1 protein-coding gene is annotated in these 26,885 nt (G+C 65.0%); it reads right to left on the bottom strand.

Annotated features, from left to right (window positions below):
- Window positions 1-173 precede the first annotated feature (173 nt).
- Window positions 174-26,885 (bottom strand): non-ribosomal peptide synthase/polyketide synthase, encoded by a 26,712-nt coding sequence (locus AB0I57_RS01240; RefSeq protein WP_358333008.1) that lies wholly within the window; start codon window positions 26,883-26,885, stop codon window positions 174-176.

The raw sequence follows: 26,885 nt of genomic DNA, 5'->3' as shown, positions 1-26,885 counted from the left end.
GTACCCGCGGCTTGGGGCGTCGACAACCAGCGGATTTGGGTGAGCCGGCCCGCCATACCATCCATATTCTCGCCGAACACCGCTTCCGGACTACCGGGCCCGTCCCCCGCCTCCCACTCGAGTCGTATGCGATCGGCCGTGAAACGGGCAGGTGCGGGATCGAATCATCCAGTTCAGCGGCGGTCGGTGAGTGCCCGTGAGAGTAGTGGCCCGATGACCGCGAGGGAGCGCGGTTCGATCATCTGATTGTGCCCGCAGTCCACCTTGTGCTCAGTGATTCGCCCGGTCACGATCGGCCGCCACTCGTGCGCAGATCGTGTTCTGGCCATGGCTGTTTCGGAGTTCTGCTGACCTTCTCGGCTCGTTTCGTCCTCATCGCGCGAGGCAGAAAAGACGAGCACATCCCCTTCGAAGACACGGGGGACGAACCGGTGCACCAACTGCCTCGAATTCTCGTACCCCGCGTTGATCCGCTCCAGATGAGCAGCCGTCACGCCATCGTCGATGCCGAACGTCTCGTTCAGCAGTCGGGCAGCACGCTCGTACGTCAACTCGCTGTCCGGAATGTTGGTATCGATACCCAGACCGAGGAGCAAATCATGCATTCCGAGTCTGCCGAATATCGGCTCCACGCCGTCTTCCGGGTAGCTGTCCATGAGGGTGAGCGTCGACACTTGTTCTCCGGCCTCTTGGAGTTCTACAGCCATGGCGTGGGCGATGACCCCGCCGAGCGACCACCCCAGCAGGTCATAGGGCCCTTCGGGCTGGATGGCCCGGATCTCTCGAACGTATCGGTGCGCGAGTTCCTCGATCGATTCGGATAGCGGCTCGCCACTGATCGCGGGAAGTTGCAGCCCGAACGCACGGCGGCCCTTCGGCAGGTACGGCACGAATCCGGCGTACCCCCACGACAGTCCGATCCCCGGATGTACGCAGAACAACGGGCGGCCGTCGCCTTCGGAAAGCAATGGGATCACCACGGCCAGGGCTTCCTCGACGCCGCCCTCCGCGGAGGGCAGTTCGATTCGATGGGCCAGCCCGGACGGTGTCGCATCCAGGAAAATCCATTGCAACGGGATCTTCCGCCCCAGCCGATCCTGCAGGCCGGACGACACCTTCGTCGCGAGGAGAGAGTTACCGCCCCGCTCGAAGAAGTTGTCATCGGCGCCCACTCGCTCCAGTCCGAGTACCTCGGCGAACACATCGACGATCGCTTCTTCGAGAGCGTTGGCTGGTGGCCGGTACGTGGTACCCGAGAGGAACTCGGGTGCGGGCAGCGCGTGGCGATCCAGCTTGCCTGCCGGGGTGAGCGGAACCTCGTCGACTTCGACGATCGCCGCAGGCACCATGTGGGCGGGCAGTCGCTGCCCGACCGCTCGGAGAAGGTCCGTGGTCTCGATGCTCGCGCCGTCGACCGGGCGCACATAGGAGACGAGCAAGGATTCACCCGCGGGACCGACCCTGCCGATCGTGGCCGCGAACTCGACCTCGGCATGATCGAGCAGCGCCGCGTCGATCTCCCCGGGCTCGATACGGAAGCCGCGGATCTTTACCTGGAAGTCGCTGCGGCCCACGTACTCGAGAGTTCCATCGCTGCGCCACCGTACGACATCGCCGGTGCGGTACATCCGCTCTCCCGGCGCACCCCACGGCGAGGCCACGAACCGCGATGCCGTCAACGCGGGCCGACGGTGATACCTGTCGGCCAGGGCGCGCCCCGACACATACAATTCACCCACGACGCCCACGGGGACGGGGCGCAGACGGGAATCGAGCACCACCTCCGCGATACCCCGCGTCGGTGCGCCGAGCGTGATCGCTTCGCCGGGTACCAGCTCGTCGCTGATGTTCGACATGATCGTGGTCTCGGTCGGCCCGTAAGCGTTGAACATCCGGCGGCCAGGAGCCCATCGGGCGACGAGTTCGGGCGAGCACGGCTCGCCGGCCACCACCAGAGACCGCAGCGATTCGAACCCGCGTGGATCCATCGAGGCCAACGCGGTGGGGGTGACGAACCCATGGGACACCTGCTCCTCGCCGATCATCTGGGCGAGTTCTGAACCACCGAGAATCGTCGGCGGCGCGATCACCAGCGTCGCACCAGCACAGAACGCCATGACGAGTTCGAAGACGGATGCGTCGAAGCTCGGTGACGCAAAGTGCAGAATTCGGGACTCGGGTGTCACCGCCAAGCGGTCACGCTCCTCGGCGGCCAGGTTCGCCAGGCCACGGTGTGTGACCGCCACACCTTTAGGGGTCCCCGTCGATCCGGAGGTGTAGATGAGATAGGCGGGATGCAACTCTCGTAGCGGGACGATCCGATCGAAATCGGTGACCGGGTCGCCGGCCTGTTCATGAATCCGCTGTTGCTCATCGGCGTCGTCGATTACGACCCAGTTCACACTGTCGGGAAGCCGATCTCTGTGCGCACGGAGGGTCACGCCCGACACCGCACCGGAGTCGGAGAGCATGTGCTCGATCCGTTCGAGCGGATATCCAGGGTCGACCGGCAGGAAGGCCGCGCCGGTCCGGGCGACCGCCCAAACGGCCGATACCGACTCGGTGGACCGCGCGGCGCTGACCGCGACCGCTTTGCCCGGCCCCGCACCGATCTCGATCAGCCTGCGTGCCAGTTGGTTCGATCCCACGTCCAAGTCGTGGTACGACATCGGCCGTCCCTGATACGACACCGCAACCGCGTCCGGATCTCGATTCGCCGCCGCCGACAGCAGTTCCGGCAGAAGAAGATCCGGTGCGTCGGAAGGACCTCGGGCCGGGGCCAACCCCGCGACCTCGTGGGCTCCGAGTATCTCGATGTCGCCCACCGAGAGGTCCGGGTCGACAGTGACGGCCTCGAGTATTCGAACGAACCTCTCCGCGAAGCTCTCCACGGTCGCGGGGTCGAACAGATCGAGCGCGTAGTCGATCGCACCGGACATGCCTGCGGCGACACCGTCCGCATCGAGCTGATCGACGAGGATTACCTCGAGATCGACCTTGACGACGTGCACAGCCGGATCGAGGCCCTCGACGGTCAACCCCGGCAACTGCAGCGTGGGGCGCTCGGTGTTCTGGAATTCCAGCGATACCTGGAACATCGGTGAGTGTGCGGTCGACCGCACCGGGCCCACGGCATCCACAACGCGTTCGAAGGGAACATCGGCGTGCGCGAAGGCGCCCAGATCGACATCCCGGACGTGTTCGAGGAGTGCGGCAAACGATTCTCCAGCTTCCACCGTGCTGCGCAGGACGAGGGTGCCGACGAACATCCCAACGAGATCGTCGAGCGCGGCATCGCCCCGGCCTGCGATCGGGGTTCCGATCGTCACGTCGTCGGTGGCACCTAGTCGTCCGAGCAAGATCGCCAGTGCGGCATGCACGACCATGAATTCGGTCGACCCGTAGCGGCGTGCCAGTGCCCTGATCCTCTGGTGCAGCTCAGCTTCGATCGCGAAACGTACGCGGTCTCCGCGGAACGACTGCTGGGCGGGCCTTTGCCGGTCGGTCGGCAGTTCCAGAAGTTCGGGGAGACCCGACAGTGTGGACGTCCAGTAGTCCAGTTGTCGCGAGATCACCGATTCAGGGTCGTCTTCACTGCCCAGCAGTTGCCGTTGCCACAGTGCGTAGTCCGCGTACTGGACCGGGAGCGGCGGCCAATCGGGTGCGGACCCGCGTACCCGAGACTCGTAAGCGATCATCACATCCCGCACGAGTGGTCCGATCGAGAACCCATCGGCCGAGATGTGGTGCACCACCACGACAAGCACGTGCGTCGAGTCGTCGGCGGCGTACAACGCGATACGCAGTGGCACAGAGGTCGTGACATCGAATCCGGACGACACCAGCCGCGTCAACTCTTCCCGCAATTGGTGATCATCTGCGACCTGTGCGGGTGTGAGCAGCAGCGTCTCGGGTTCGAGCACCTCCTGCACGGGTTCGCGATCCCGGAGCGGGAATCGTGTACGCAACGACTCGTGCCTGGTCACGACGTCGGCGATCGCCGAAGCCAATGCGTCCACGTCGAGGTCCCCGGCGAGGCGTACCACCATCGGAATGTTGTAGGCGGACGAACTCGTGTCGTACTGGTTGATGAACCACATACGTTGCTGCGCATAAGACAACGGGATCCGGTCCGGGCGCTCGCGCGCAATGAGTTCGGGGCGCCCGGCCGGACCGGCGTCGGCATGCTCGATGCGCACCGCGATCTCCTCGACCGTCGGCGCTTCGAACAGTGCCCGCACTCCGATGTCGGTATCGAGCGCGGCGCGCAGACGAGCCACCGCTCTGGTTGCGCTCAAAGAGTTGCCGCCGAGGTCGAAGAATCCCGCATCCACACTGACACGATCCCGGCCGAGTACCTCTGCGAAGACCTCGGCCACCGTCTCCTCGACCGGGTTGGCCGGCGCCCTGTACTCCGCCGTCGTGATCCCGAAATCAGGCTCTGGCAGAGCCTTTCGATCGAACTTTCCGACCGCGGTGAGTGGAATCTTCTCCAGCACCGAGATCGACGACGGAACCATGTGGGCGGGCAACCGCGCCGCGAGACGGTCCATGATCTCGGTTGCCTCGAGCGTGCATCCCGGTGCGGGCACGACATACGACGCGAGGAGCGTGTCTCCGGACGGACCTCGGCAGGCGACCGTGGCCGAGAATCGAACCTCGGGATCGGCGGTCACCGTGGCGTCGATCTCGCCGAGTTCGACCCGGAACCCGCGTACCTTCACCTGGAAGTCGCTACGGCCCACGTATTCGATGGTGTGCTCGGCGGTCCAGCGCACGATGTCACCCGTGCGGTACATTCGCTCGCCCGGCTCGGACGGGTTGGCCACGAATCGTTCTGCGGTAAGCGCCGCGCGGCGATGGTAACCCCGCGCCAGGCCGGCTCCGGCAATGTACAAATCCCCGGGCACACCGACGGGAACAGGTTGTAGTCGCGCGTCCAGCACCAATTCCGCGACTCCACCGATCGGTCCCCCGATGGTGATCGGCCCACCAACGACCATTGGATCACTGATGTTGGACATCACCGTGGTCTCGGTGGGCCCATAGGCGTTGTAGAGCCGCCGCCCCGGTGCCCATCTGGTCACGAGTTCGGGCGGGCAAGCCTCCCCACCGACGACGACATCGGTGAAATCGTCCAGGCCGACCGGGTCGAGCGATGCGAGCGCCGCAGTGGTGATGAAGGCGTGGCTGACGCCCCGGTCGCCAATCACTTGGGCGAGCTCTTCACCACCGAATACCGTGGTCGGCGCTATCACCATCGTCGCCCCGGCACCGAATGCCTGCAGGTACTCGAACACGGACCCGTCGAAGCTCGGCGTCGAGAAGTGCAGCGTGCGCGACCCCGGACCGGCGCCGAACCGGGTGAGTTGCTCGCGCGCGAAGTTGTCGAGGCCGCGATGAGTGACGGTGACACCTTTCGGTCTGCCGGTCGAACCCGACGTGTACACAAGGTAGGCGGCGGTGTCGAGAGTCACCGGGCCGAGACGTTCGTCGTCGCCGACAGGTGCCACGGACCGGCTCGCCGATTCGTCGGTGAAAGCCGGGTCGTCGAGGATCAGCCAATCGACGCTTCCAGGTAGCCGATCACGGTACTCAGCGGTTGTCAGGCCGAGAATGCATCCCGAATCGGTCAGCATGTCCAGGATGCGCTCATCTGGGTAGTTCGGGTCGACAGGTACGAATACGGCTCCCGCCTTGGCGACCGCCCAGACACATTCCACCGACTCGATCGAGCGGGCGATACCTACCGCCACCGAGGTTTCCGGACCCGCACCTGCCTCGATCAGCATCCGTGCCAGCCGGTTCGAACGGTCATCGAGTTCGCGGTACGACACCTCCTCGTCACCTGACAGCAGTGCGAGAGCATCCGGATCCATTGCCGCAGCGTCAGTGAAAATCTGACCGAGCGTGCGGACCGAGCGGCCCTCACCGCCCCGTACCGGAACCAGTTCCCCTCGTTCCCGGTCGGTGAGCAGTGACAGCTCGGCGAGCGTCGTTTCGGGTCCGGCGCAGGCCGAGAGCACACGCACCACCCGCTGCGCGATGCTCTCGATCGCGGCCTCGTCGAACAGATCGGGCACGTACTCGAACTTCAGGTGCAGGCTCTTGTCTGCCGACGCGACGAGGCTGAGCGGGTAGTGGGCTGCGTCGCGGACCTGGACCCCCGTCACGCGCAGGCCTGCGATGTCGGTCTCCTCCGACAGTCCGGCGCGATCAACCGGGTACGACTCGAAGACCGTCAACGTATCGAAGCCGACGCCTGCTCCCACGGCATTCTGGATGTCCCCGAGGCCCGTGTAGTGGTGGTCGAGCATCTGCGCCTGTTCAGCCTGCACACGCTCGAGCAACGCGCCCAAGGTTTCGGCCGGACGCACTGTGACGCGCACCGGGACAGTGTTGATGAACAGTCCGATCATCGTCTCTATCCCGGACAGCTCTGGCGGTCGCCCGGATACGGTGGCGCCGAATACGACTTCGGTACGCCCGGTCAGCATCGCCAGAACTATGCCCCATGCGGTTTGGAGAATGCTGTTGAGCGTGAGCCCCCGCGCACGGGCAAACTCGCGCAACTCGTTCGTTCGGTCCTCATCGAGGTCGAATTCCCACTCCGACGAGACCGTGGACAACCGCCGTGCCCGGTCCTCGGGGACCAACAGCGTCGGTTCTTCCACCCCAGCCAGCGTGTCTGCCCAGGAACGGGCCGACTCGTAGCGGTCGCGCTTGGTCAACCACTCGAGATAATCGCGGTAGTCGCCGACGCGAGGCAGCGGGGACGGATCTGCATCCGTGGCGTACAGAGTGAGCAATTCCCGGATCAGCAGTGGCATCGACCAACCGTCGAGAAGTATGTGATGGTTGGTCGAGACCAGCCGGTACGTTCCGCCGGGGCACGCGATGAGGAGGAACCGAATCAACGGCGGTGTCGCCATATCGAATGGCGTGGTCCGGTCTTCGGCCAGCAGCCGCTCGATTTCTGCGGCAGCAGCGTCACTGTCGAGTCCGCTCAGATCTATCTCTCGATAGGGCAACGCAACGGTCTGCGATACCACCTGCACAGCTCCGCCCTCGGCATCGTGGACGAATGCGGTGCGCAGGTTGGGGTGCCGGTCGAGAAGGGCTCGTGCCGCACGGCGCAGTCGTTCGGCGTCCACGTCCCCGCCGAGATCGAGGCTCAACTGCACGAGGTATGCGTCCACGGACTCGTCAGCCAGTTCGGCATGGAACAGCATGCCCGACTGCAGCGGAGTCAGCGGCCACACGTCGGCCATCGCCGGGTACCGGCTCGCGAGGTCGTCGATCGCGCCCTGTCCGAGCCTGACGAGGTCGAGGTCGGATGGGGTGAATCCGCCGCCGCCCGACTGGGTGTGCGCCGCAAGAGCTTCCAGTGCCGTCACCCACAGCCCCGCAAGTTCCGTGGCGTCGGCATCCGTGAGCACGTCGACTGGGAACGACCACGTGGCGACGAGCGTGGAACCCGCTGCGGTCTCGGTGGTCATCGCGTTCACATCGACCGTGGCGACCAGCGGCATGTCCGAGTATGCGTCCGCATCGAGTCCGGCATCGGATAACGGCATCCAGTCACCGTTCGTCGCGGGACCGGCGCCGATCCTGCCGAGGTAGTTGAAACTCAACTGCGGACTCGAAAATTCCGAAAGTTCCTGCGCTGTAGAGTCATTGAGGTATCGGAGGAGACCGAAACCGATGCCGTGGTCAGGGATCGAATGCAACCGCTCCTTCACCGACTTGATCGCGTCTCCGGCCGCACTGCCACCGCTGAACGCGTCGTCGACGTCCACGGCACCGAGATCGAGGCGCACGGGGAAGATCGTGGTGAACCATCCGACTGTTCGGACCAGATCCGCCCCCGGAACCACTTGCTCCTCGCGGCCGTGTCCTTCGAGATTCACAAGAGCATCGGAGGATTCGATCCCGCGTATCCGCCGCCAGCGCACGAGCGCCAGCGCCAGGGCTGTCAGCAACGCGTCTGCCACATTGCCGTGGAAGGCTCGAGGAAGCGAGGTCAGCAGGACTTCGGTCACGTCTGCGGGAACCCGGACCTCGACCTTCGAGGTCTGGCGGTCGGAAGAGACGAGAGGCCGTGATCCCAACAGCGGGTCGGGTGCGTCCAGCATTCGCCGCCACGCAGTGAGCTCGGCTTTTCGATCAGGTTCCTGCGCCGCATCGGTGAGGGCATGCGCCCACCGGCGCATCGAAGTCCCTACAACGGGCAGGGCAGGCGCCTCTCCCGACTTCACCCGCGCGCACGCGAGGGCTAGGTCTGGGATCAGAATTCGCCAGGACACCCCGTCGACCACGGTGTGGTGAGCAACGATCAGCAACCGGCCCGTTGCCTGCGGAGACTCGTTGTTCTCGAACCACACTGCCTGCACCATCACACCCGACTCCGGGTCGAGACGGTCTGCCGCCAACTCGAGTTCGCGCTGTGCGGTATCGGTGAACGACTCCTCGGAGTCGAGGGGTACCGTCCGCACCACGGTGGACGCGCGTACCCAGCCCGGCCGTTGCACCGCCATCGACCAGCCTCGTTCGGACCGGTCGCTGCGATGCAGTCTCGAGCGCAGAATGTCGTGCCGGTCCAGGACCGCCTGCATAGCTTCCGTCAAGATCCGCCCATCGAGATCGGCGGGTGTGGTGAACAGGGCGGTCTGAGAGTACCGCCGGAAATCGCCACCCCTGTCCAACATCCAGTGCACGATGGGGGCCAGCGGAAGCTCACCGACCCCGCCGCCCGGCAACTCCTCGAGGGTAACCGCCTCCTGCCCCGTCCTCGCCGTCTCCGCCAGCGCGGCGACCGTCTTGCGCTCGAACACGTCACGCGGAGTGATCAAGACGCCGGATGCCTTCGCTCGGGTGACGAGCTGGATCGACATGATGGAGTCGCCACCCAAGGCGAAGAACGAGTCGTCCACGCCTACCGATTCGAGACCGAGCACCTCGGCGAACAGGTCGGCGAGGATTCGCTCCGCCTCGGTCACCGGCGCTCTGGTCTGCGACACTCGTTGTCCGAAGTCCGGTTCGGGGAGAGCGCGGCGGTCGAGTTTGCCGTTCACGGTGAGCGGCAGCGCGTCGAGTACCACAACTGCGGCCGGAACCATGTGCGCCGCCAGACGATCACCGACCTCATCGATGATCGCCACCGGGTCGAGAATTCGGCCGGTCTCCGGCACCACATAGCCCACCAGTCGCTCACTGCGCGACAGCACCACCGATTGCGCCACCCCTTCGCAGGCGAGCAGCGCGGATTCCACCTCACCCAGTTCGATCCGGAATCCCTTCAGCTGCACCTGGAAGTCGTTGCGGCCGAGGTATTCGACGCGTCCGTCCTTGTCCCAACGGCCGAGGTCGCCTGTCCGGTACATTCGGGTGCCGGATCTGTACGGGTCGGCCACGAACCGTGTCGACGTGAGAGCGGACCGGCCGAGGTACCCGCGCGAAACCTGCGTGCCGGAAACGTAGAGTTCCCCCACCACCCCCGCAGGCACCGGGTGCATACGCGAGTCCAGCACATACACCCGCAGGCCGGGAATCGCCCGGCCGATCACGGACCCGGACGCCTCCGCCGCAAGCTGCTCGTCCATAGGAAGATGGCTGACGTGCACCGTCGTCTCGGTGATGCCGTACATGTTGACCAGGACCGGTGCAGTGTCGGCGTGCCGTGTATACCAACGGGTCAGCTGCCCGAGGTCGAGCGCCTCCCCGCCGAACACGACGTAGCGAAGAGCGAGTTCGCCGTCGCCCGACTTCCGGTCTGCCTCCACGAGTTGGTAGAACGCGGTGGGCGTTTGGTTCAGCACGGTGACTTTCTCGTCACGAAGGAGCCGCAGGAAAGTGTCCGGTGAACGCGTCGTGAAGTAGTCCACCACTACCAACCTGCCACCGTGCACCAGCGCGCCCCACAACTCCCAGACGGAGAAGTCGAACGCTGCCGAGTGGAACATGGTCCACACGTCGGTTTGGCCGAATCCGAACAGCGACTGGGTACTGGAGAACAGAGTCGCAACATTGCGGTGCGATACCTGAACGCCTTTCGGCTGCCCCGTCGACCCGGAGGTGTAGATCACGTAGGCAACCGCATCCGGGTGCATCGGTCCCGTCCGGTCCATGTCGGAGACCGGCTGGGGTGATTGACGCTCGAGTTCGGCAGCCACGGCAGGGGTGTCGATCACGAGTATCGGAACTCCACTCGACCGGACAGCGTCGGCGTCGCTCTCGGTGGTCAGCACACATACCGGACGTGCGTCGGCGAACACGAACTCCAACCGTTCCGCCGGATACGTGACGTCGACCGGCAGGTAGCCGGCGCCGGCCTTCACCACCGCGAGAATCGCCACCACCAGATCGACCGACCGGACGACCGCCACCGCTACCAAGGTCTCGGGGCCGGCACCCCGTGCGATCAGCAACCGCGCCAACCGATTCGACCGCGCATCGAGTTCGTCATAGGTCAGCGAGACACCCTCGCAGACGACGGCCTTCGCTCCTCCGCAACGATCCACGACTCGCTCGAAGAGTTCGGGAAGGGTTGCGGCCGACTCGACAGGCTTGGCGGCAGGCGGCGGCAAGAGCAGACCACGCTCCGCACGGTCCAGGATCTCGATGTCACCCACCGGCAGGTCTCCGGCAGCTGTCACCGACCTGAGTACCCGCATGAACCGCTCTCCGAGGCGAACCACGGTCTCGCGATCGAAGACGTCCGTCGCAAAGCGTAGGCCTGCGACAATCCCCGCCGGTGCGCCGTCCACGTCGACGCGTTCCTCGAGACTCAACTCCAAGTCGAACTTCGCAACTGCGAGGTCTACGTCGACAGAGTCGACGATCAGTCCGGGCAGTTCGAGGCGGGGACCCTGCGCGCTCCGGAACTCGATCAGCACCTGGAACAGCGGCGCGTGCGAGGTGGACCGCTCGGGAGCGAGGTGGTCGACCAGTCGTTCGAAGGGAATGTCCGCGTGCTCGAATGCGCCGAGGTCCACAGCTCGGACCGCTTTCAATACCTCACCGAACGACGCCCGCGCGTCCACCGGTGTCCGCAACACCAGGGTATTGACGAACATGCCGACCACATCGTCGAGCGCCGCCTGACCCCTGCCTGCGACCGGAGTTCCCATGGTGACCTCGTCGCAGCCAGACAGCCGCGACAGGAGAACGGCGAATCCAGCGTGCATCACCATGAACAGTGTCGAATTGTGCTTCGTCGCCAGATTGTCGAGCTCCCCGTGCAGACCGGTCGGCACCGTGAATTCCACGACCTCGCCACGATACGACCGCTCGGATGGTCGAGGCCGATCGACCGGGATCGCAAGCACCTCCGGAGTTTCGGAGAGGGTGCGTGACCAGTAGGCCAGTTGCCTCGAGATCACGGAACCGGATTCGTCCTCGGAACCGAGGAAATCTCGTTGCCACACACTGTAATCGGCGTACTGCACCGATAGCGGCTTCCAGCCGGGTGTCTCCCCCATCGTCCTGGCCGTATATGCGAGCATGAGATCCCGTGCCAGTGGCATCATGGAGAACCCGTCGGCCGCGATGTGATGCACCACGATTGCCAGAACGTGCTGGTCCGAACCGGTTTCGAGCAAGGTCACCCGGAAGGGAATCTCAGAGCTCACATCGAAGCCGGTGGCAGCGAAGGCTGAGAGCGCATCCCGTAGGTCCCTGTCATCCGAGACCACCAGCGACTCGAGCGGTGGCGTTGCCTGTCCGGGATCGACGATCACCTGGTGCGGTCCATCCACCGAACCCGGAAATACGGTTCGCAGAGACTCGTGCCGCTCCACGACATCGCCCACCGCCGCACTCAGGGCGTCTCGATCGAGGGCACCGGACAGTCTCAGGGCTATCGGGATGTTGTAAGCGGGTGAAGAAGTATCGAACTGGTTGACGAACCACATTCGTTGCTGCGCGAGCGACAAGGGTATCCGTTCGGGCCGCGGTCGCGCGGCGAGCGCCACCGACGTCGTTGTTCCCTGTTCGGATTCGATCCGAACCGCGAGGTCAGCCACCACGGGGGCGTCGAACAGTGCTGCCACGCCGATCGCGGCGTCAAGGGCGGAGTTGATCCGAGAGACGGCCCTGGTGGCACTGAGAGAGTCGCCGCCGAGTTCGAAGAAACTGTCTTCCGCACCGACCCGCGCAGCGCCGAGCACGTCGGCGAAAGCACTCGCGACGGCCTCCTCCACCGGGGTGACAGGTGCTCGGTACCCCCTCGCCGGTGATACGAATTCCGGTGCAGGCAAAGCTTTCCGGTCCAGCTTTCCTACCGGCGTCAACGGAATCTCGTCGAGCACCATGACGGCGGCGGGGACCATGTGCTTGGGTAGGATCTCTCCGACGAACTCGAGCACATCCTGGGACTCCACCACCTCACCGTCGTGCGGCAGAACGTATGAGACCAGCGCTGTGTCACCGAGCGGGCCGGTCCTGCCGACAGTGGTGGCGAAGTCGAGGTTCGGATGACTGGTGAGGACGGAGTCGATCTCCCCGAGTTCAACGCGCTGGCCACGGATCTTCACCTGGAAGTCACTGCGTCCGAGGTACTCCAGGGTATGGTCACGGCGCCACCGCACAACGTCACCTGTGCGGTACATCCGGCCCGAACCGTGCGGGTTGGCGACGAATCGTTCCGCCGTGAGCCCCGGCCTGCGATGGTATCCGCGGGCCAACCCCGGTCCCGCGATGTAGAGTTCGCCGGACACTCCCGCCGGAACCGGCTGCAGTCGGTTGTCGAGAACGGACAGCACGAGGCCGCGGACAGGTCCTCCGATGGTGACAGGCTCACCGGGGGACATCGGCTCGCTGAGCGTGGTGAGGATGGTGACTTCGGTGGGACCGTAGCCGTTGAACATCGCCTGATCGGCGCCCCAGGTGGTCACCAATTCTTCGCCGACGGCGTCACCGGCCACCACGAGGACTTCGAGATGCTCTAGGCCGTCACGCTCCACGGTGGCCAGCACCGCCGGGGTGATGCACGCGTGTGTGACACGTTCCCTGCGCAACAACGCGGCCAGTTCGGGACCACCGTAGACATCGGGAGGGGCGATCACCAGAGTCGCACCCGCCGCGCACGATTGAATCAATTCGAGGATCGCGACGTCGAAGCTCGGTGAACAGATGTTCAGGCACCTCGCGTCCGGGGATATTTCGTAGCGCTCGTTCTGCTCGGCGAGCAGATTCGCCAGGCCCCGGTGGGTGACGACGACACCCTTCGGCCGACCCGTCGACCCGGATGTGTAGATCACGTAGGCGGCGTGGTCGGTGTCGAGCACCGACCGGCGATCGACATCGGTGACACGGGTCCCGGAGGCGGTGCCGACCGAAGATGCCGCGTCGGCGGTGCCGACCGAGTATGCCGCGTCGGCATCGGCCGGGGCCTCGTCGAGTGTCGGATCGTCGAGCACCAACCACGGCACGGAGTCGGGTAGCCGGTGCCGATGAGCCGATGTCGTCACGCCCATCGCTGCACCCGAATCGAGCAACATGTGATCGATCCTGTCGGCGGGGTAGTTCGGGTCCACGGGAACGAACGCGGCACCCGTCTTTGCGACCGCCCAGACCGACAGCACCGACTCGGCCGAGCGTGCCAGCCCGAGCGCGACGAATGTCTCTGGCCCGGCACCCCGTTCGATGAGCATCCGGGCCAATGTGTTCGAGCGCTCGTCGAGTTCGCGGTAGCTCATCTCCTGGCCGTCGAAGACGAACGCGGGCGAATCCGGCCGGTCCCCGACTGCTGCGGTAAGGATCTGAGACAGGCAAAGCGGTGGACCGGCCGGTGCGCCGGCGACCGCGGTGTACTCCTCGAGTTCGGGTTGCGACAGCAACGTGAGTTGCGCAATGGGGGTGTCGATGCCCGTCAGCATGATTTGCATGACGCGGGCAACCCGCGCCGCCACCGATTCGGCGAATTCGCTCTCGAAGACGTTCGGCTGGTAGCGAAGACGCAGGTGCAGACCGGTGTCGACGTGCGCCATCAGTGTGAGCGGATAGTGGGTGGAATCGATCCCTTCGATATTCGTGACGTGCATGCCGTCGATGTCGGTGTCTGCCGAGAATCCCATTCGGTCGACCGGATACGACTCGAACACGGTCAAGGTGTCGAACACCGCACCGTCGCCGACGGCACGCTGGATATCCGTGAGTCCCAGGTAGTGGTGGTCGAGCAGGGCCGCCTGTTCACGTTGGAAACGCTCGAGCAGTTGGGCGAGTGTTTCATCCCGGCGCAGGCGCAGGCGAACGGGCACGGTGTTGATGAACAGGCCGATCATCGACTCGATGCCCTCCAGTGCCGGTGGGCGACCAGACACCGTTGCACCGAACGTCACGTCCTCACGACCGCCGACAGTGGTCAGCACCAACCCCCAAGCGACCTGGACGAGGGTGTTGACGGTCACCCCCCTCTCACGGGCGAGCGTTTCCAGCTTCCGAGTCTTGTCCTCGCCCACATCCAGGCGGACGTCGACCGGTTCGGCGAAGCTCATGGCCTGTGCGGCGGGGGCCACCAGAGTCGGCTCCTCTACACCGGCGAGAGCGGATATCCAGGCAGCCGTGGATCGTTGGCGATCCTGTCGGCGAATCCACCTCAGATAGTCGCGGTAGGGCGTGACCTGCGGAAGCGCCGCGACGTCACCGCCCGTGGCATACAGCACGAGCAGGTCCTTGATCACGAGCGGCGTCGACCACCCGTCGAGAAGAATGTGGTGGTGGGTCATCACCAACCGGTACCGGTCGGATGCGGTGCGCAGCAGCGTGAATCGGAGCAGCGGGGGCTCGGTCGTGTCGAAGTGCGCAGCGCGGTCTCGAGCCATCACGTCGGCGAGCTCCGCACCGCGGTGGGTGTCGTCGAGCTCGGACAAGTCGATTTCCGTCCATGGCGGGCTGACCCGGTCCGGAACCACCTGCACCGGTCCGGTAGCAGTTTCGGCGAAGGCCGCCCGTAGGTTCGCGTGCCGGTCGAGCACTCCCTGCGCAGCACCGCGCAATCGACTGCAGTCGACGGTGCCGCTGAGATCGAGCACCAACTGAACCTGGTAGGCATCGACGTGGTACTCGGAGAGTTGCGCGTGAAACAGCAGGCCCTCCTGGAGCGGCGAGAGCGGCCAGATGTCCACGAGTGCCGGGTAGGCCGTCTCGAGCCGGTCTATATCCGCCTGTTCGATGGAGACGAGGTCGAGATCGGACGGCGTCAACCCACCCGCGTCGGGCTGGCTCGCGTGCCCCGCCAATGCGGTGAGCGCCCGAAACCACAGTCCGGAAAGCTCTTTCACCTCTTCGTCGTCCAGCACACCGGTCGGATAGGACCATGTGGCGGTGAGCACCGATTCGTCGCCCCGGGTGATTGTGGCTGCATTGATGTCCACCACCCAGGCTGCGGGCATGTCATCATTCTGAGTTCCGCCCAGGTCTGCACTGCCCTCGAGGGGAAGCCAGGGCGCGTCTCCCGTACTCGTTTCCACACGACCGAGATAGTTGAAACTTACTTGAGGAGGCCTGAATCGACTGAGCACCGCCGCCGTGCTCGGGTTCAGGTACCGAAGCATCCCGTACCCGATCCCACGATCGGGAATCGCGAGCAACTGTTCCTTGACCGCCTTGATCGCTGCCCCGGCAGCCACACCACCCGCAAGGGCGTCGTCGACATCGATACCGTTCAGGTCGAATCGCACGGGGAAGAGTGTGGTGAACCAGCCTATGGTCCGGGACAAATCGGCGCCGGGCGCAACGTGATCTTCTCGACCGTGCCCCTCCAGGTTGATCAGCGCGTCGTCGGTCTCGACACCATGCCGCCGCCGCCATTGGATCATCGCCAGTGTGAGCGCGGTGAGGAGGCCGTCGCCGACCGCGCCGTGGAAGGCCGTCGGCAGCGCGGTGAGCAGGACCTCGGTAACGCTCGCTGGAACCTCTACAGTGACGCGGCCCGTTGCGGCGTCGACATCGATCGCCGGATCCAGTGGCCGGGAGCCCAGCGGCGGATCGGGACCGTCCAGTATCGACTTCCACAACTCGACATCTTCCAGACGATCGGCTGCGGCGTCGGTGAGACCGTGTGCCCACCGGCGCATCGACGTCCCGATTCCGGGCAGCGCGGTCTGCTGTCCAGCGCAGACTTGGGCGTAGGCGGCCGCCAGGTCCGCGATCAGGATGCGCCACGACACACCATCGACTACGAGGTGGTGCGCGACCAGCAACAGGCGACCGAACCCGGCCGGACCGTCGAACCAGAGCACCTGGACCATACTTGCTGTGGCCGGGTTCAACCGGTCGGCAGCAGCCGCGAGTTCCGCGGCGGCGACATCCGGGAACTCGCTCGCGTCGAACGTGGCCACAGGCACGCGGTGGATCAACGCGTTCGCCGCCACTGATCCGATCGGCAGCACCGTCATCTGCCACCGTCCGTCTTCATCGACAGCAAGACGTGCGCGGAGCATGTCGTGTCGGTCGAGCACTGCGTCGACGGCGGCGGCGAGTTCCTTGCGGGTGAGTCCAGCAGGCGCAGTCACCAATACAGATTGGGAGAACCGATCCAGCCTGCCACCACTGCGCTCGAGCATCCACGTGACAACGGGCGTCAACGGCACCGGGCCCACCCCGCCGCCTGCCAGTTCCTCGAGCACCACCGCATCGGTGCGTTGGTGGTGTGCCGCCTCGGCCAGGCCTGCTACGGTTCTACGCTCGAACACGTCGCGAGGCGAGAGAATCAGCCCCGCCGCCTTCGCGCGAGCCACCAACTGAATCGACATGATGCTGTCGCCGCCCAGCGCGAAGAACGAGTCCTCCACCCCGACCGACTCGAGCCCGAGCACCTCCCCGAACAAGTCGGCGAGTACTGTCTCCGTCGCAGTTCGCGGTGGCCGGCTCTCGGTGACCACGGCACCGAAGTCTGGTTCCGGCAGCGCCTTTCGATCGATCTTGCCGTGGACCGTTACCGGCAGCTCCGCGATCACCATCACGGCGGCGGGCACCATATAGGGCGCCAACCGGGTACCGACGAAGTCGAGCACAGCCCGCGGATCGACTTGGGCGCCGGGTTCGGGCACCACATACCCGACCAACCAGTCTCCGAAGCGCCCGCCCCGGCGCACGTCGGCGACGGCCGCAGCCACGTCATCGTGTGCGAGCAGGGCCGACTCCACCTCCCCGAGCTCGATCCGGAACCCGCGAATCTTCACCTGGAAGTCGGTACGTCCGAGGTATTCGAGTTGCCCGTCCACCGTCCACCGCACGAGGTCGCCGGTCCGGTACATCCGGCCGCCGGGCACGCCGAAGGGGCTCGGCACGAAGCGCTGCGCGGTAAGCACGTGCTGACCGTGATAACCGCGGGCGAGCGCAGGACCGGCGAGATACAGCTCGCCCGCAACCCCGACCGGCACGAGATGCAATCGCGAGTCGAGGACCATCTCGGTGAACCCGAGTGTGGGGGCGCCGATGGTGACCGGTTCGCCCGGCATCAGGGGACCACTGATGCTGGACGCCACCGTGGTCTCGGTCGGGCCGTATGCGTTGAACATGCGTCGGCCAGGAGCCCAACGGGCCACGAGCTCGGGTGGGCAGGCCTCGCCACCGGTCACCACACAGTGCACTCCCTCGAGACCGGAGGGGTCGACCGAAGCGAGCGCCGCTGGTGTCGCGAAGCAGTGGGTGACCCGATGACGCTGCAGCAGGGCCGCCAACTCGTTGCCTCCGTACAGGGACGGGGAGGCAATCACCATTGTCGCGCCTGCCGAGACCGCGAGCATCAGTTCGAGCACCGAGGCGTCGAAGCTCGGTGACGCGAAGTGCAGCGTCCGGGTCGACGGCGTAACGCCGAAGGTGCCTTGTACCGTCGCAGCGAAATTGCCCAGACCTCTGTGTGTGGTCACTACTCCCTTCGGCCTGCCGGTCGATCCCGAGGTGTAGATCAGGTACGCGGGATGGTCGATCCGCAGCGCCGACGTGCGGTCGGTGTCGTCTACGGCCGTCTCCGCGAACATTGCCCGCTCGGCGTCGGTCGCGGGGTCGTCGAGTACCAGCCAGGAGACTCTGCCCGGCAGCGCGGACCGTACCGCCGACGTGGTGATCCCGGCGACCGCGCCCGAGTCGGAAAGCATGTACTCGATGCGATCGGCTGGATGGCTCGGGTCGATCGGCAAGAAGGCCGCGCCGGTCTTGGCCACTGCCCAGACGGCCGACACGGATTCGATCGACCGTTCCAGTGCCAGAGCGACAACCTGTTCCGGACCCACACCGCGAGCGATCAGTAGCCGGGCAAGCCGATTCGAGTCGGCGTCGAGATCTCGGTAGGACAATCGGAGATCCTCGAATATCAAAGCACACGCTTCGGGGTCGACGGCAGCCGCAGACGCCAGCACTTGGGGCAATGTACGTGCCTCGACACCACCATCCGGTATGCGCCAAGGCCGTTCGTTGCCGGCGCTCAATGCCTGCAGGGCAGCCCGTTCGTCGGCGCCGAGTACATCGACATCGCCAACCTGTACGTTTGGCGCAGCGGTTACCGCATCGATGATCCGGACAAGACGATCGGCGAACGCGGCCACCGTGTCCTCGTCGAAGATATCGGTTGCGTACCCGAGTGCCGCGCTGATACCCGCGGGGGTGCCGTCCTCATCGATGTTCTCCCGCAAGGTCAACTGCAGGTCGAAGTTGATCGTGTCGAAGGCAAGGTCGAGTGGTTCGACATGCAGGCCCGGCAACTCCACCTCAGGGCGCTCGGTGTTCTGGAATTCGAGCATTACCTGGAACAGTGGTGAGTATGCCGTCGAACGGGATGGGCGCAGTTTCTCCACCACACGTTCGAACGGGACATCGGCGTGCGTGAACGCCCCGAGGTCGGTTTCCCGGACATCCTCGAGGAGTTCGGTGAACGCACGGGCGCCGTCGACGCGCGTACGGAGTACGAGGGTGTTCACGAACATGCCGACCAAATCATCCAGTTCGACTTCACCGCGTCCCGCGATCGGAGTACCAACTGCGACGTCCTCGGACGCGCTGAGCCTCGACAGCAGGACCGTCAACGCGGAGTGCAGCACCATGAACACGGTCGCCCCGTGTCTGCGGGCCACCTGCACGACACCCCGGTGGAGATCCGAACCGATCTCGAACAAGACCCTCCGACCTTCGAGGGTCCGCGCCGACGGCCGAGGCCGGTCAGTCGGCAAGTCCAGCACGTCGGGTAGATCGGCCAGAGTCTTCTCCCAGTAGGCGATCTGATTCGCGAGCGGCGAACTGTCGTCGTCTTCGTCACCGAGCCAGTCTCGTTGCCACAGTGTGTAGTCCGCGTATTGCACCGGAAGCGCAGACCAGTCGGGTGCCGACCCGCGATGCCGCGCCGTGTACGCGGACAGCAGATCCCTGGCCAGCGGAGTCATCGAAAAGCCGTCTGCTGCAATGTGGTGCACCACCACTGCCAACACGTGTTCACTCTGACCAAGCATGAACAGGCGGGCTCGTACCGGCGCCTGCGTGGTCACGTCGAACCCCGCCGAGCGCAGGCGGTCGATCTGGGCGTCCAGATCATCCGGGACGACTGCGTGCCGATCGAGGACCGAAGCCACCTCGCCGACCGGAAGGATCACCTGCTGCGGACCTCGATCGGTCAAAGGGAAAATGGTGCGAAGGGATTCGTGGCGCTCGACCACGTCTGCCACGGCTGCTTCCAGCGCCTGTGCGTCGAGTGTCCCCGTCAGATGCAGCGCGATCGCGACGTTGTAGGCCGAACTCGTCGTGTCGAACTGGTTGATGAACCACATTCGCTGCTGTGCGAGCGACACCGGCACCTCTCGTGACCGCTCCCTCGGGGATGGAGGCATCCGCCAAGACCCCGGCGTTCGGCGGGCCTCGGCACGGGCGGCCAGGGCGGCGACGGTCGGGGCGTCGAACACGTCACGCACCCCGAGGCGGTCACCGACGGCCGCATTGACGCGGGCGATGAGCCGGGTCGCGGTCAGCGAGTTCCCGCCGAGCGCGAAGAAGCTGTCGTCAGCTCCCACTCGGTGGATGCCGAGCAGGTCGGCGAACACCGTGGCGACAATCTCTTCGACCGGGTTTCGCGGGGCGACGAACCCGACGGTCGACATCCCGAAATCGGGTTCCGGTAGGGCTTTCCGGTCAAGTTTGCCATTGATCGTCAGAGGCAGTGCATCGAGGACCACTACCGCCGCCGGCACCATGTACGGGGGCACGGTCGCCCCGACCGTGTCGAGGACCGCCGACACGTCGACATCGGCGCCCTCCTGTGGAACCAGGTAGCCCACCAACCGGTCGCCGTCCCGATCTCCACCGTGAATGGTCACCACCGACTGTGCGACTCCCGCGCACGCGGTCAGGGCCGCCTCCACTTCGCCCAGCTCCACGCGGAATCCGCGCAACTGCACCTGGAAATCACTGCGGCCCATGTACTCGAGACGACCTTGCGTGTCCCATCGGACGACGTCGCCCGTCCTGTACATTCGGTCGCCTGATCCGCTGCCAGTGAACGGATCGGCGACGAAACGCGCTGCGGTCGTGCCGGACCGGCCGATGTAGCCGCGGGCCACCTGATCACCCGACACGTATAGATCGCCCACCACTCCGGGAGGCACCGGGTGCAACCGATCGTCGAGGACGTACACCCGAAGACCTGGCAGTCCTACACCGATCACTGAACCCGACATCGCCGATGCCAGCGCACGGTTCAACGCGAGGAAGCTGACATGCACGGTGATCTCGGTGATGCCGTACATGTTCACCAGTAGGGGATCTCGGTCACCATGGCGGACGTACCACCGCTCCAACTGACCGAAGTCGAGAGCCTCACCACCGAAGATCACGTAACGCAACGACAATGCCGTGGTGGAATCCTCCACGGCACTCGCCGCCCTGTCGGCCTCGATCAACTGGTAAAAGGCAGTCGGGGTCTGGTTGAGTACAGTCACCTTCTCCTTGCGGAGTAGCTCGAGGAAAGAATCCGGTGACCGCGCCGTGTAGTAGTCGACCACCACGAGCCGGCCTCCGTACGCGAGGGCGCCCCACAGTTCCCAGACCGAGAAGTCGAAAGCGTACGAATGGAAGAGCGTCCACACATCGGACGAGTCGAACTCGAACAGCTCACGGGTGTTCGCCAGCAACGTGACAGCGCTCCGGTGGGATACCTGTACGCCCTTCGGACGACCGGTGGACCCCGACGTGAAGATCACGTACGCAACGGCATCCGGCCGCAGGGGCCGTAACCGGTCGGAGTCTGTCACCGGCAGCCCGGAGAACCGCGCCACGGCTCGATCGGTTTCCGGATCGTCGATGACCACCAACGGAATGTCACTCAGCGCCAGCGCCGCAAACTCCGCGCTGACGACCGCGCATACCGGTTGCGCGTCCTCGAACATCGCCGCCACTCGCTCAGCAGGGTATCCAGTATCGACCGGTACATATCCACCGCCGGCAGCGAGCACGGCCAGCAATGTCACGATCAGACTCGGCGTGCGGTCCATCGCCACTGCGACCAGCGACTCGGTTCCCACACCACGCGAAATCAGCAACCGTGCCAGGCGGTTCGCCCGCCGGCTGAGTTCCCCATAGGTCAGCGTCTCGTCGCCGCACACCACCGCTGTAGCATCCGGGGTCTGCGCGGCCACCTTCGCGAACAGCTCGACCAATGTCCGTTCTCCGGACCAGATCCCCTCGCGGTGCCACTGGGACAAGAGCAGGTCGCGCTCAACCGCGCCTAGGACCGCGATATCGCCCACGACCACTGCGGGTCGGTCGACAATTGTCCGAAGCACCCGAACGAAGCGGTCGCGAAGTGCTTCCACCGTTGCGTGGTTCCACACATCCGTCGCGTACATGAAGGACGCCGACATTCCAGCGGCAGAGCCGTTTTCGTCGTAGTCTTCCGCCAGCGACAGCTGCAAGTCGAACTTGGAGACCCTGGGGTCCACGTCAACCGTATCGACGGTCAGGCCCGGTAGTTCGAGGTGTGCGCGCACAGTGTTCTGGAACTCGAGTAGCACCTGAAACAGCGGCGAGTGTGACGTCGACCGAACTGGAGCCAACTCGTCGACGACACTCTCGAAGGGAACCTCGGTGTGCGCGAACGCGTCGAGGTCGGACTCGCGCACCTGGGCCAATACATCGACGAACGCCGCAGCGGAGTGCACCTCTGTGCGAAGCACCAATGTGTTGACGAACATCCCCACGAGGTCGTCCAACGCCGCCTCACCACGCCCCGCGATCGGGGTACCGACGGCCACGTCACCCGATCCCGACACCCGCGACACCAGCACGGCCAGTGCCGCGTGCATCACCATGAACAAGGTCGCGTTGTTCCCACGTGCGAGAGCCAGTAGTTTCCGGTGCAGCCCAGCATCGATCGTGAACGGCACGGACGCGCCTCGAAGTGACCGCGCGGGCGGGCGCCTCCGGTCCAATGGAAGGTCGCTCACTTCGGGAAGATCGGCGAGGACATTTCGCCAGTGACCCAGTTGCCGGGACATCAGGCTGGCGGGGTCGTCGGGGTCTCCGAGGAGCCGACGTTGCCACACGCTGTAGTCGGCATACTGCACCGGCAACGGTTCCCAGTTCGGTTCGGTACCTGCCCGGCGCGCCGAGTAGGCAACCATCAAATCCCGGGCCAGCGGCATCAGAGACGCCCCGTCAGCCGAGATATGGTGCACCACGATCACGAGCACGTGCTCATCCGGGCCGGTCCACAACAGCACAGCACGTAGGGGGACGGCCGCACTCACGTCGAACCCGTCCGCGAGCAACCGTGCTATCCGGTCGTTCAGCGATTCGTCCCCGTCGACGTGCGGAGTCAGGTCTGGAACCACCTGCCTCGCATCGAGAATCACCTGACATGGGCCATCTTCGGTGACGGGATAGACGGTACGCAACGATTCGTGCCGCTCTACCACGTCGGCGACCGCGGCCTGCAGTGTCTTCGCGTTCAGGGGGCCGGTGAGGCGCACGGCCATGGGAATGTTGTAGGCCACCGACGATGTGTCGAACTGATTGATGAACCACATCCGCTGCTGCGCCAGCGATAGTGGCACCTGGTCAGGCCGCTCGCCCGCAACGAGTGGCGGTCTGCTCTCAGGATGCGGGCCGTGTCGTTGGATGTAGGCCGCCAACTGTTCCACAGTTGGCGCCTCGAACAACGCCCGTACACCCACATCCGATCCGAGCGACGCATTGACGCGCGCGATCACCCGAGTGGCTACCAACGAGTTTCCGCCGAGATCGAAGAACCTGTCGTCGACGCCGATCCTCTCCACCCCGAGAACCTCTCTGAAGACCTGGGCGATCGACTCCTCGACAGGCCCGGTCGGTGCCCGGAACGAGGCTTCCTCGGACAGGAACTTCGGTTCCGGCAACGCTGCCCGGTCCAGTTTCCCGACGGGGTTGAGCGGAAACTCGTCCAATACCATGACCACAGCGGGCACCATGTAGGCGGGAAACCTGCTCCGTGCTCGCCGTAGGAGTTCGGCCGTCTCGACCGGCTGACCGTTCGACGGGACGACGTAGGAGACCAGGACGGTGTCGCCGGAGGGTCCCGCTCTCCCGATTGTGACGGCATCCCGCACTTCAGGTTGTGCCTGCAGCATCGCGTCGATCTCGCCCAGCTCGATCCGGAAGCCGCGTACCTTGACCTGGAAGTCGCTGCGCCGCAGGTACTCGAGAGTGCGATCGGGGCGCCACCGCACGATGTCGCCCGTCCGGTACATGCGTCCGTGGCCGTACGGGTCGGCCACGAACCGCGTCGCTGTCAGACCGGGCCGCTGGTGATATCCACGAGCCAGCGCCTCACCCGCGATGTACAGCTCACCCGGAACGCCGATAGGAACAGGATGCAGCCGGTCGTCGAGCACCAATTCTTCGACGCCACGCAGCGGCCCACCCAGTGTGATGGGGTCCTCTGGAGCCATCGGCACGCTGATGTTCGACATAATCGTGGTCTCGGTCGGGCCGTAAGCGTTGTACAACCGACGTCCCGGTGCCCATCTGTCGACCAGTTCGGGTGGGCAGACCTCGCCGCCTACGACGACGTCGAGAAAGTGCTCGAGTTCATCGGGCGGGATCGTGCCCAGCGCCGCCGTGGTGATGAACCCGTGGGTGACACGTTCGGTTCGCAACAGGTCGGCAAGCTCGGCACCACCGTAAGCCGACGGCGGCACGACCACCATCGTGGCACCGACCCCGAATGCCTGCAGATACTCGAACATCGCCGCATCGAAGCTCGGAGTCGAAAAGTGAAGGGTTCTCGACGACCTCGTCGCCCCGAATCGTTTTTGCTGATCCTTCGCGAACTTATCCAAGCCGCGGTGGGTGACCGTCACGCCCTTGGGTTGCCCTGTCGAACCCGACGTGTAGATCAGATACGCGGCGTTGTCGAGATGCAATGGCCGGACGCGATCTTCGTCTGTGAGTGGTGCATCGGACTGTGCTGCGCAAGCAGCCCGAAAGTCCGGGTCGTCCAGGGCCGTCCACGGTATCGAGTCTTGAAGGCCGGCGCGCATCGACTGCTCCGTCAAACCCAATGCTGCACCGGAGTCATTGAGCATGTAGGCAATTCGGTCGGCCGGATAGTTTGGATCCACGGGCACGAAGGCTGCCCCGGTCTTCGCCACCGCCCAGACTGAGGCCACCGAGCGGAACGATCGCGGCAGTGCCAGTGCGACAAAGGACTCCGGTCCCACGCCGCGCTCGATCAGCAGTCGCGCGACCTGTGTGGACCACCGGTCCAGGTCGGCGTAGGAAATCTCCTCTTCCTGCTGGGACAGAGCAGTTGCCCCGGGGTCGAGTGATGCGGCACCTGCGAAGATTTCGGGCAAGGTCCGCGTGGAGCGGCCCGACCCGCCGAGTACCGGTGTCAGTGCGGACCATTCGGCATCGGAGAGAATCGGGATATCCCCGATTCGGACATCCGGATCGGCGGCAATCGCCTCGAGAATGCACCGAAAACGCTCGACCGAGGCACGGATAGCCTTGGCTCCGAACAAATCCGTGGCGAAAACGAGTTCGATGGTCGCGCCCACCGACCTACCCGAACCGTCGACGGATTCCGGCACCGACACGCAAACGTCGAGCCCGGGTAGCGGCGGGGCTCGGGTGCCGGAGGTGCGCGTGTCGAGGAACACCTGAACGATGGGCGCGTAGGCGTCCGATCTCGAGACATCGAGTTCGCGCACCAACCGCTCGAACGGAACACCAGTGTGGGCTCGGGCCTCGGTGGCGACAGTATCTACGTGCACAAGGAAGTCGCGGAACGACGCGTCGCCCGAATACCTGGTGCGGATCACTACTATGTCCGAGCGGCCTGCTCCGTCGACATTCGTTCCGACGGCGATGTCGTCACTCCCGGTTACCCGGCCCAACAGGATCGACAACGCCGCCAAGAACACCGTGCCCGCGTTGGTGCCGGTCTCCTCGCCCACCGCGGTAATGCGGCGGTGCAAGTCGCCCGGCATCCGCACTGACACTCGATCGCTTTCCGCAGACAACCGCGCAGGCCGTGGCTTCTCGGTCGGTAGCGGCAGGAGATCAGGCAAGCCGGCGAGCTTCTGTCGCCAATACTCGACTTCAGCCGCCTCCTGCACCAGTCGTCGGCCCGCGCGGGCACTGATCTCGTGAATGCTGTCTACCCGAGCGCTCGGGTCGGCGATGGCAAGTTCTTCGAGCAATTCGACGAACTGCCGATGGTGGTCATACAAGTCCGCGTCGTCGTATCGATTCGGATTCGCACGGAAGTCGACGTAGAGCCTTTCCGGTGTGCCGCTCTGATAGACGTTGACCAGCAAGTCCTCGACAGGCCCGGATGTCACGATGTTGAACTCACCCTCCAGCGAACCCAGTGTGACCGTCTGATGGAACAGCATCACGTTGACCATTGGTCCAAACAGCTGGGCACTTCTGACCTCACCGACGTCGCGGCGGATGTCGTCGAGGCTGCACCGCTGGTGGCGCAACGCGCCAACGAGCTCACGTTGCACCCGTGACACCAGGTCGCCGACCGTGTCGTCGGGGTCGACATGCACGGCGAGCGGGGCGACGTTGACCATCATCCCGCCGGAGTTGCGGAGCAGCGCGGTCGTTCGCGCGGACACCGGAATAGTTACGAGCACATCGGATTTTCCCGTCATGCGGGACAGGTAGCAGGCAAAGGCCGCGATGATGGTGGCGGCCGAACTCGCGGCCGCCGCCGTGTCGGAGAGAGAGGTGCTTACCAGCTTGCTCTTGGCCACTGCAGGCGCCGGGGGCCCGCCCAGACTCGACCCGGAAAGCCCTTCGACCCTGCTCGCCCAGTACTCACGGTCCGTGGCGAACCGGCTGGAGGATCGATACTGGCGATCCAGCTCGTACAGCTTCCGCGGATCCGCCGGCACACTCGAGTCCGGTTCACGACCCTCGATCTCAGCCGTGTAGTGGTCGGCGATACGTCGCACCATCGTCATTGCGCCGTAGCCGTCCAGAGCTACGTGATGAATCCTGCTGTACCACAGGTAATGAGAATCTCCGATGCACAGGATCGTGGTCTCGACGAGACGATCCAGCGCGAGATCGAGCGGCCGGGCGTAGTCGGAATCCATCCAAGCGTGCGCGGACGCCACCGGGTCGGGATCGCCGCGAAAGTCGACAAAGGCAATGGACGTATCGATGTCGTGGTCGACGTATTGGAACGGTTGCCCGTCCACGTCCACCACTTTCAGGAACGGCGACTCGAACTCACGGCCGACCGCAACGTTCGACTGGCGCAGCAGGTCGACATCGAGATCGCCCTTCAGTTCCACATACTGCGCGACGGAGATCGGGACTCGAGGATCGAGCTGCTGAGCGAACCAGATGGCCCGTTGCGCAGCCGAAAGCGGGAAGCGCTCCCCGCTTCCCGCCCCCGGACCACTCAT

This window comes from Rhodococcus sp. NPDC049939 (assembly GCF_040656415.1).
Lineage (GTDB): Bacteria > Actinomycetota > Actinomycetes > Mycobacteriales > Mycobacteriaceae > Rhodococcus_F.
The sequence above is the reverse complement of the archived record's forward strand: the minus strand, read 5'-3'. Positions and strand labels throughout refer to the sequence as shown.

Bases quoted from the DNA above. Each gene is read 5' to 3' on its own strand.
- AB0I57_RS01240 (WP_358333008.1), bottom strand. From the start codon at position 26,885: ATGAGTGGTCCGGGGGCGGGAAGCGGGGAGCGCTTCCCGCTTTCGGCT.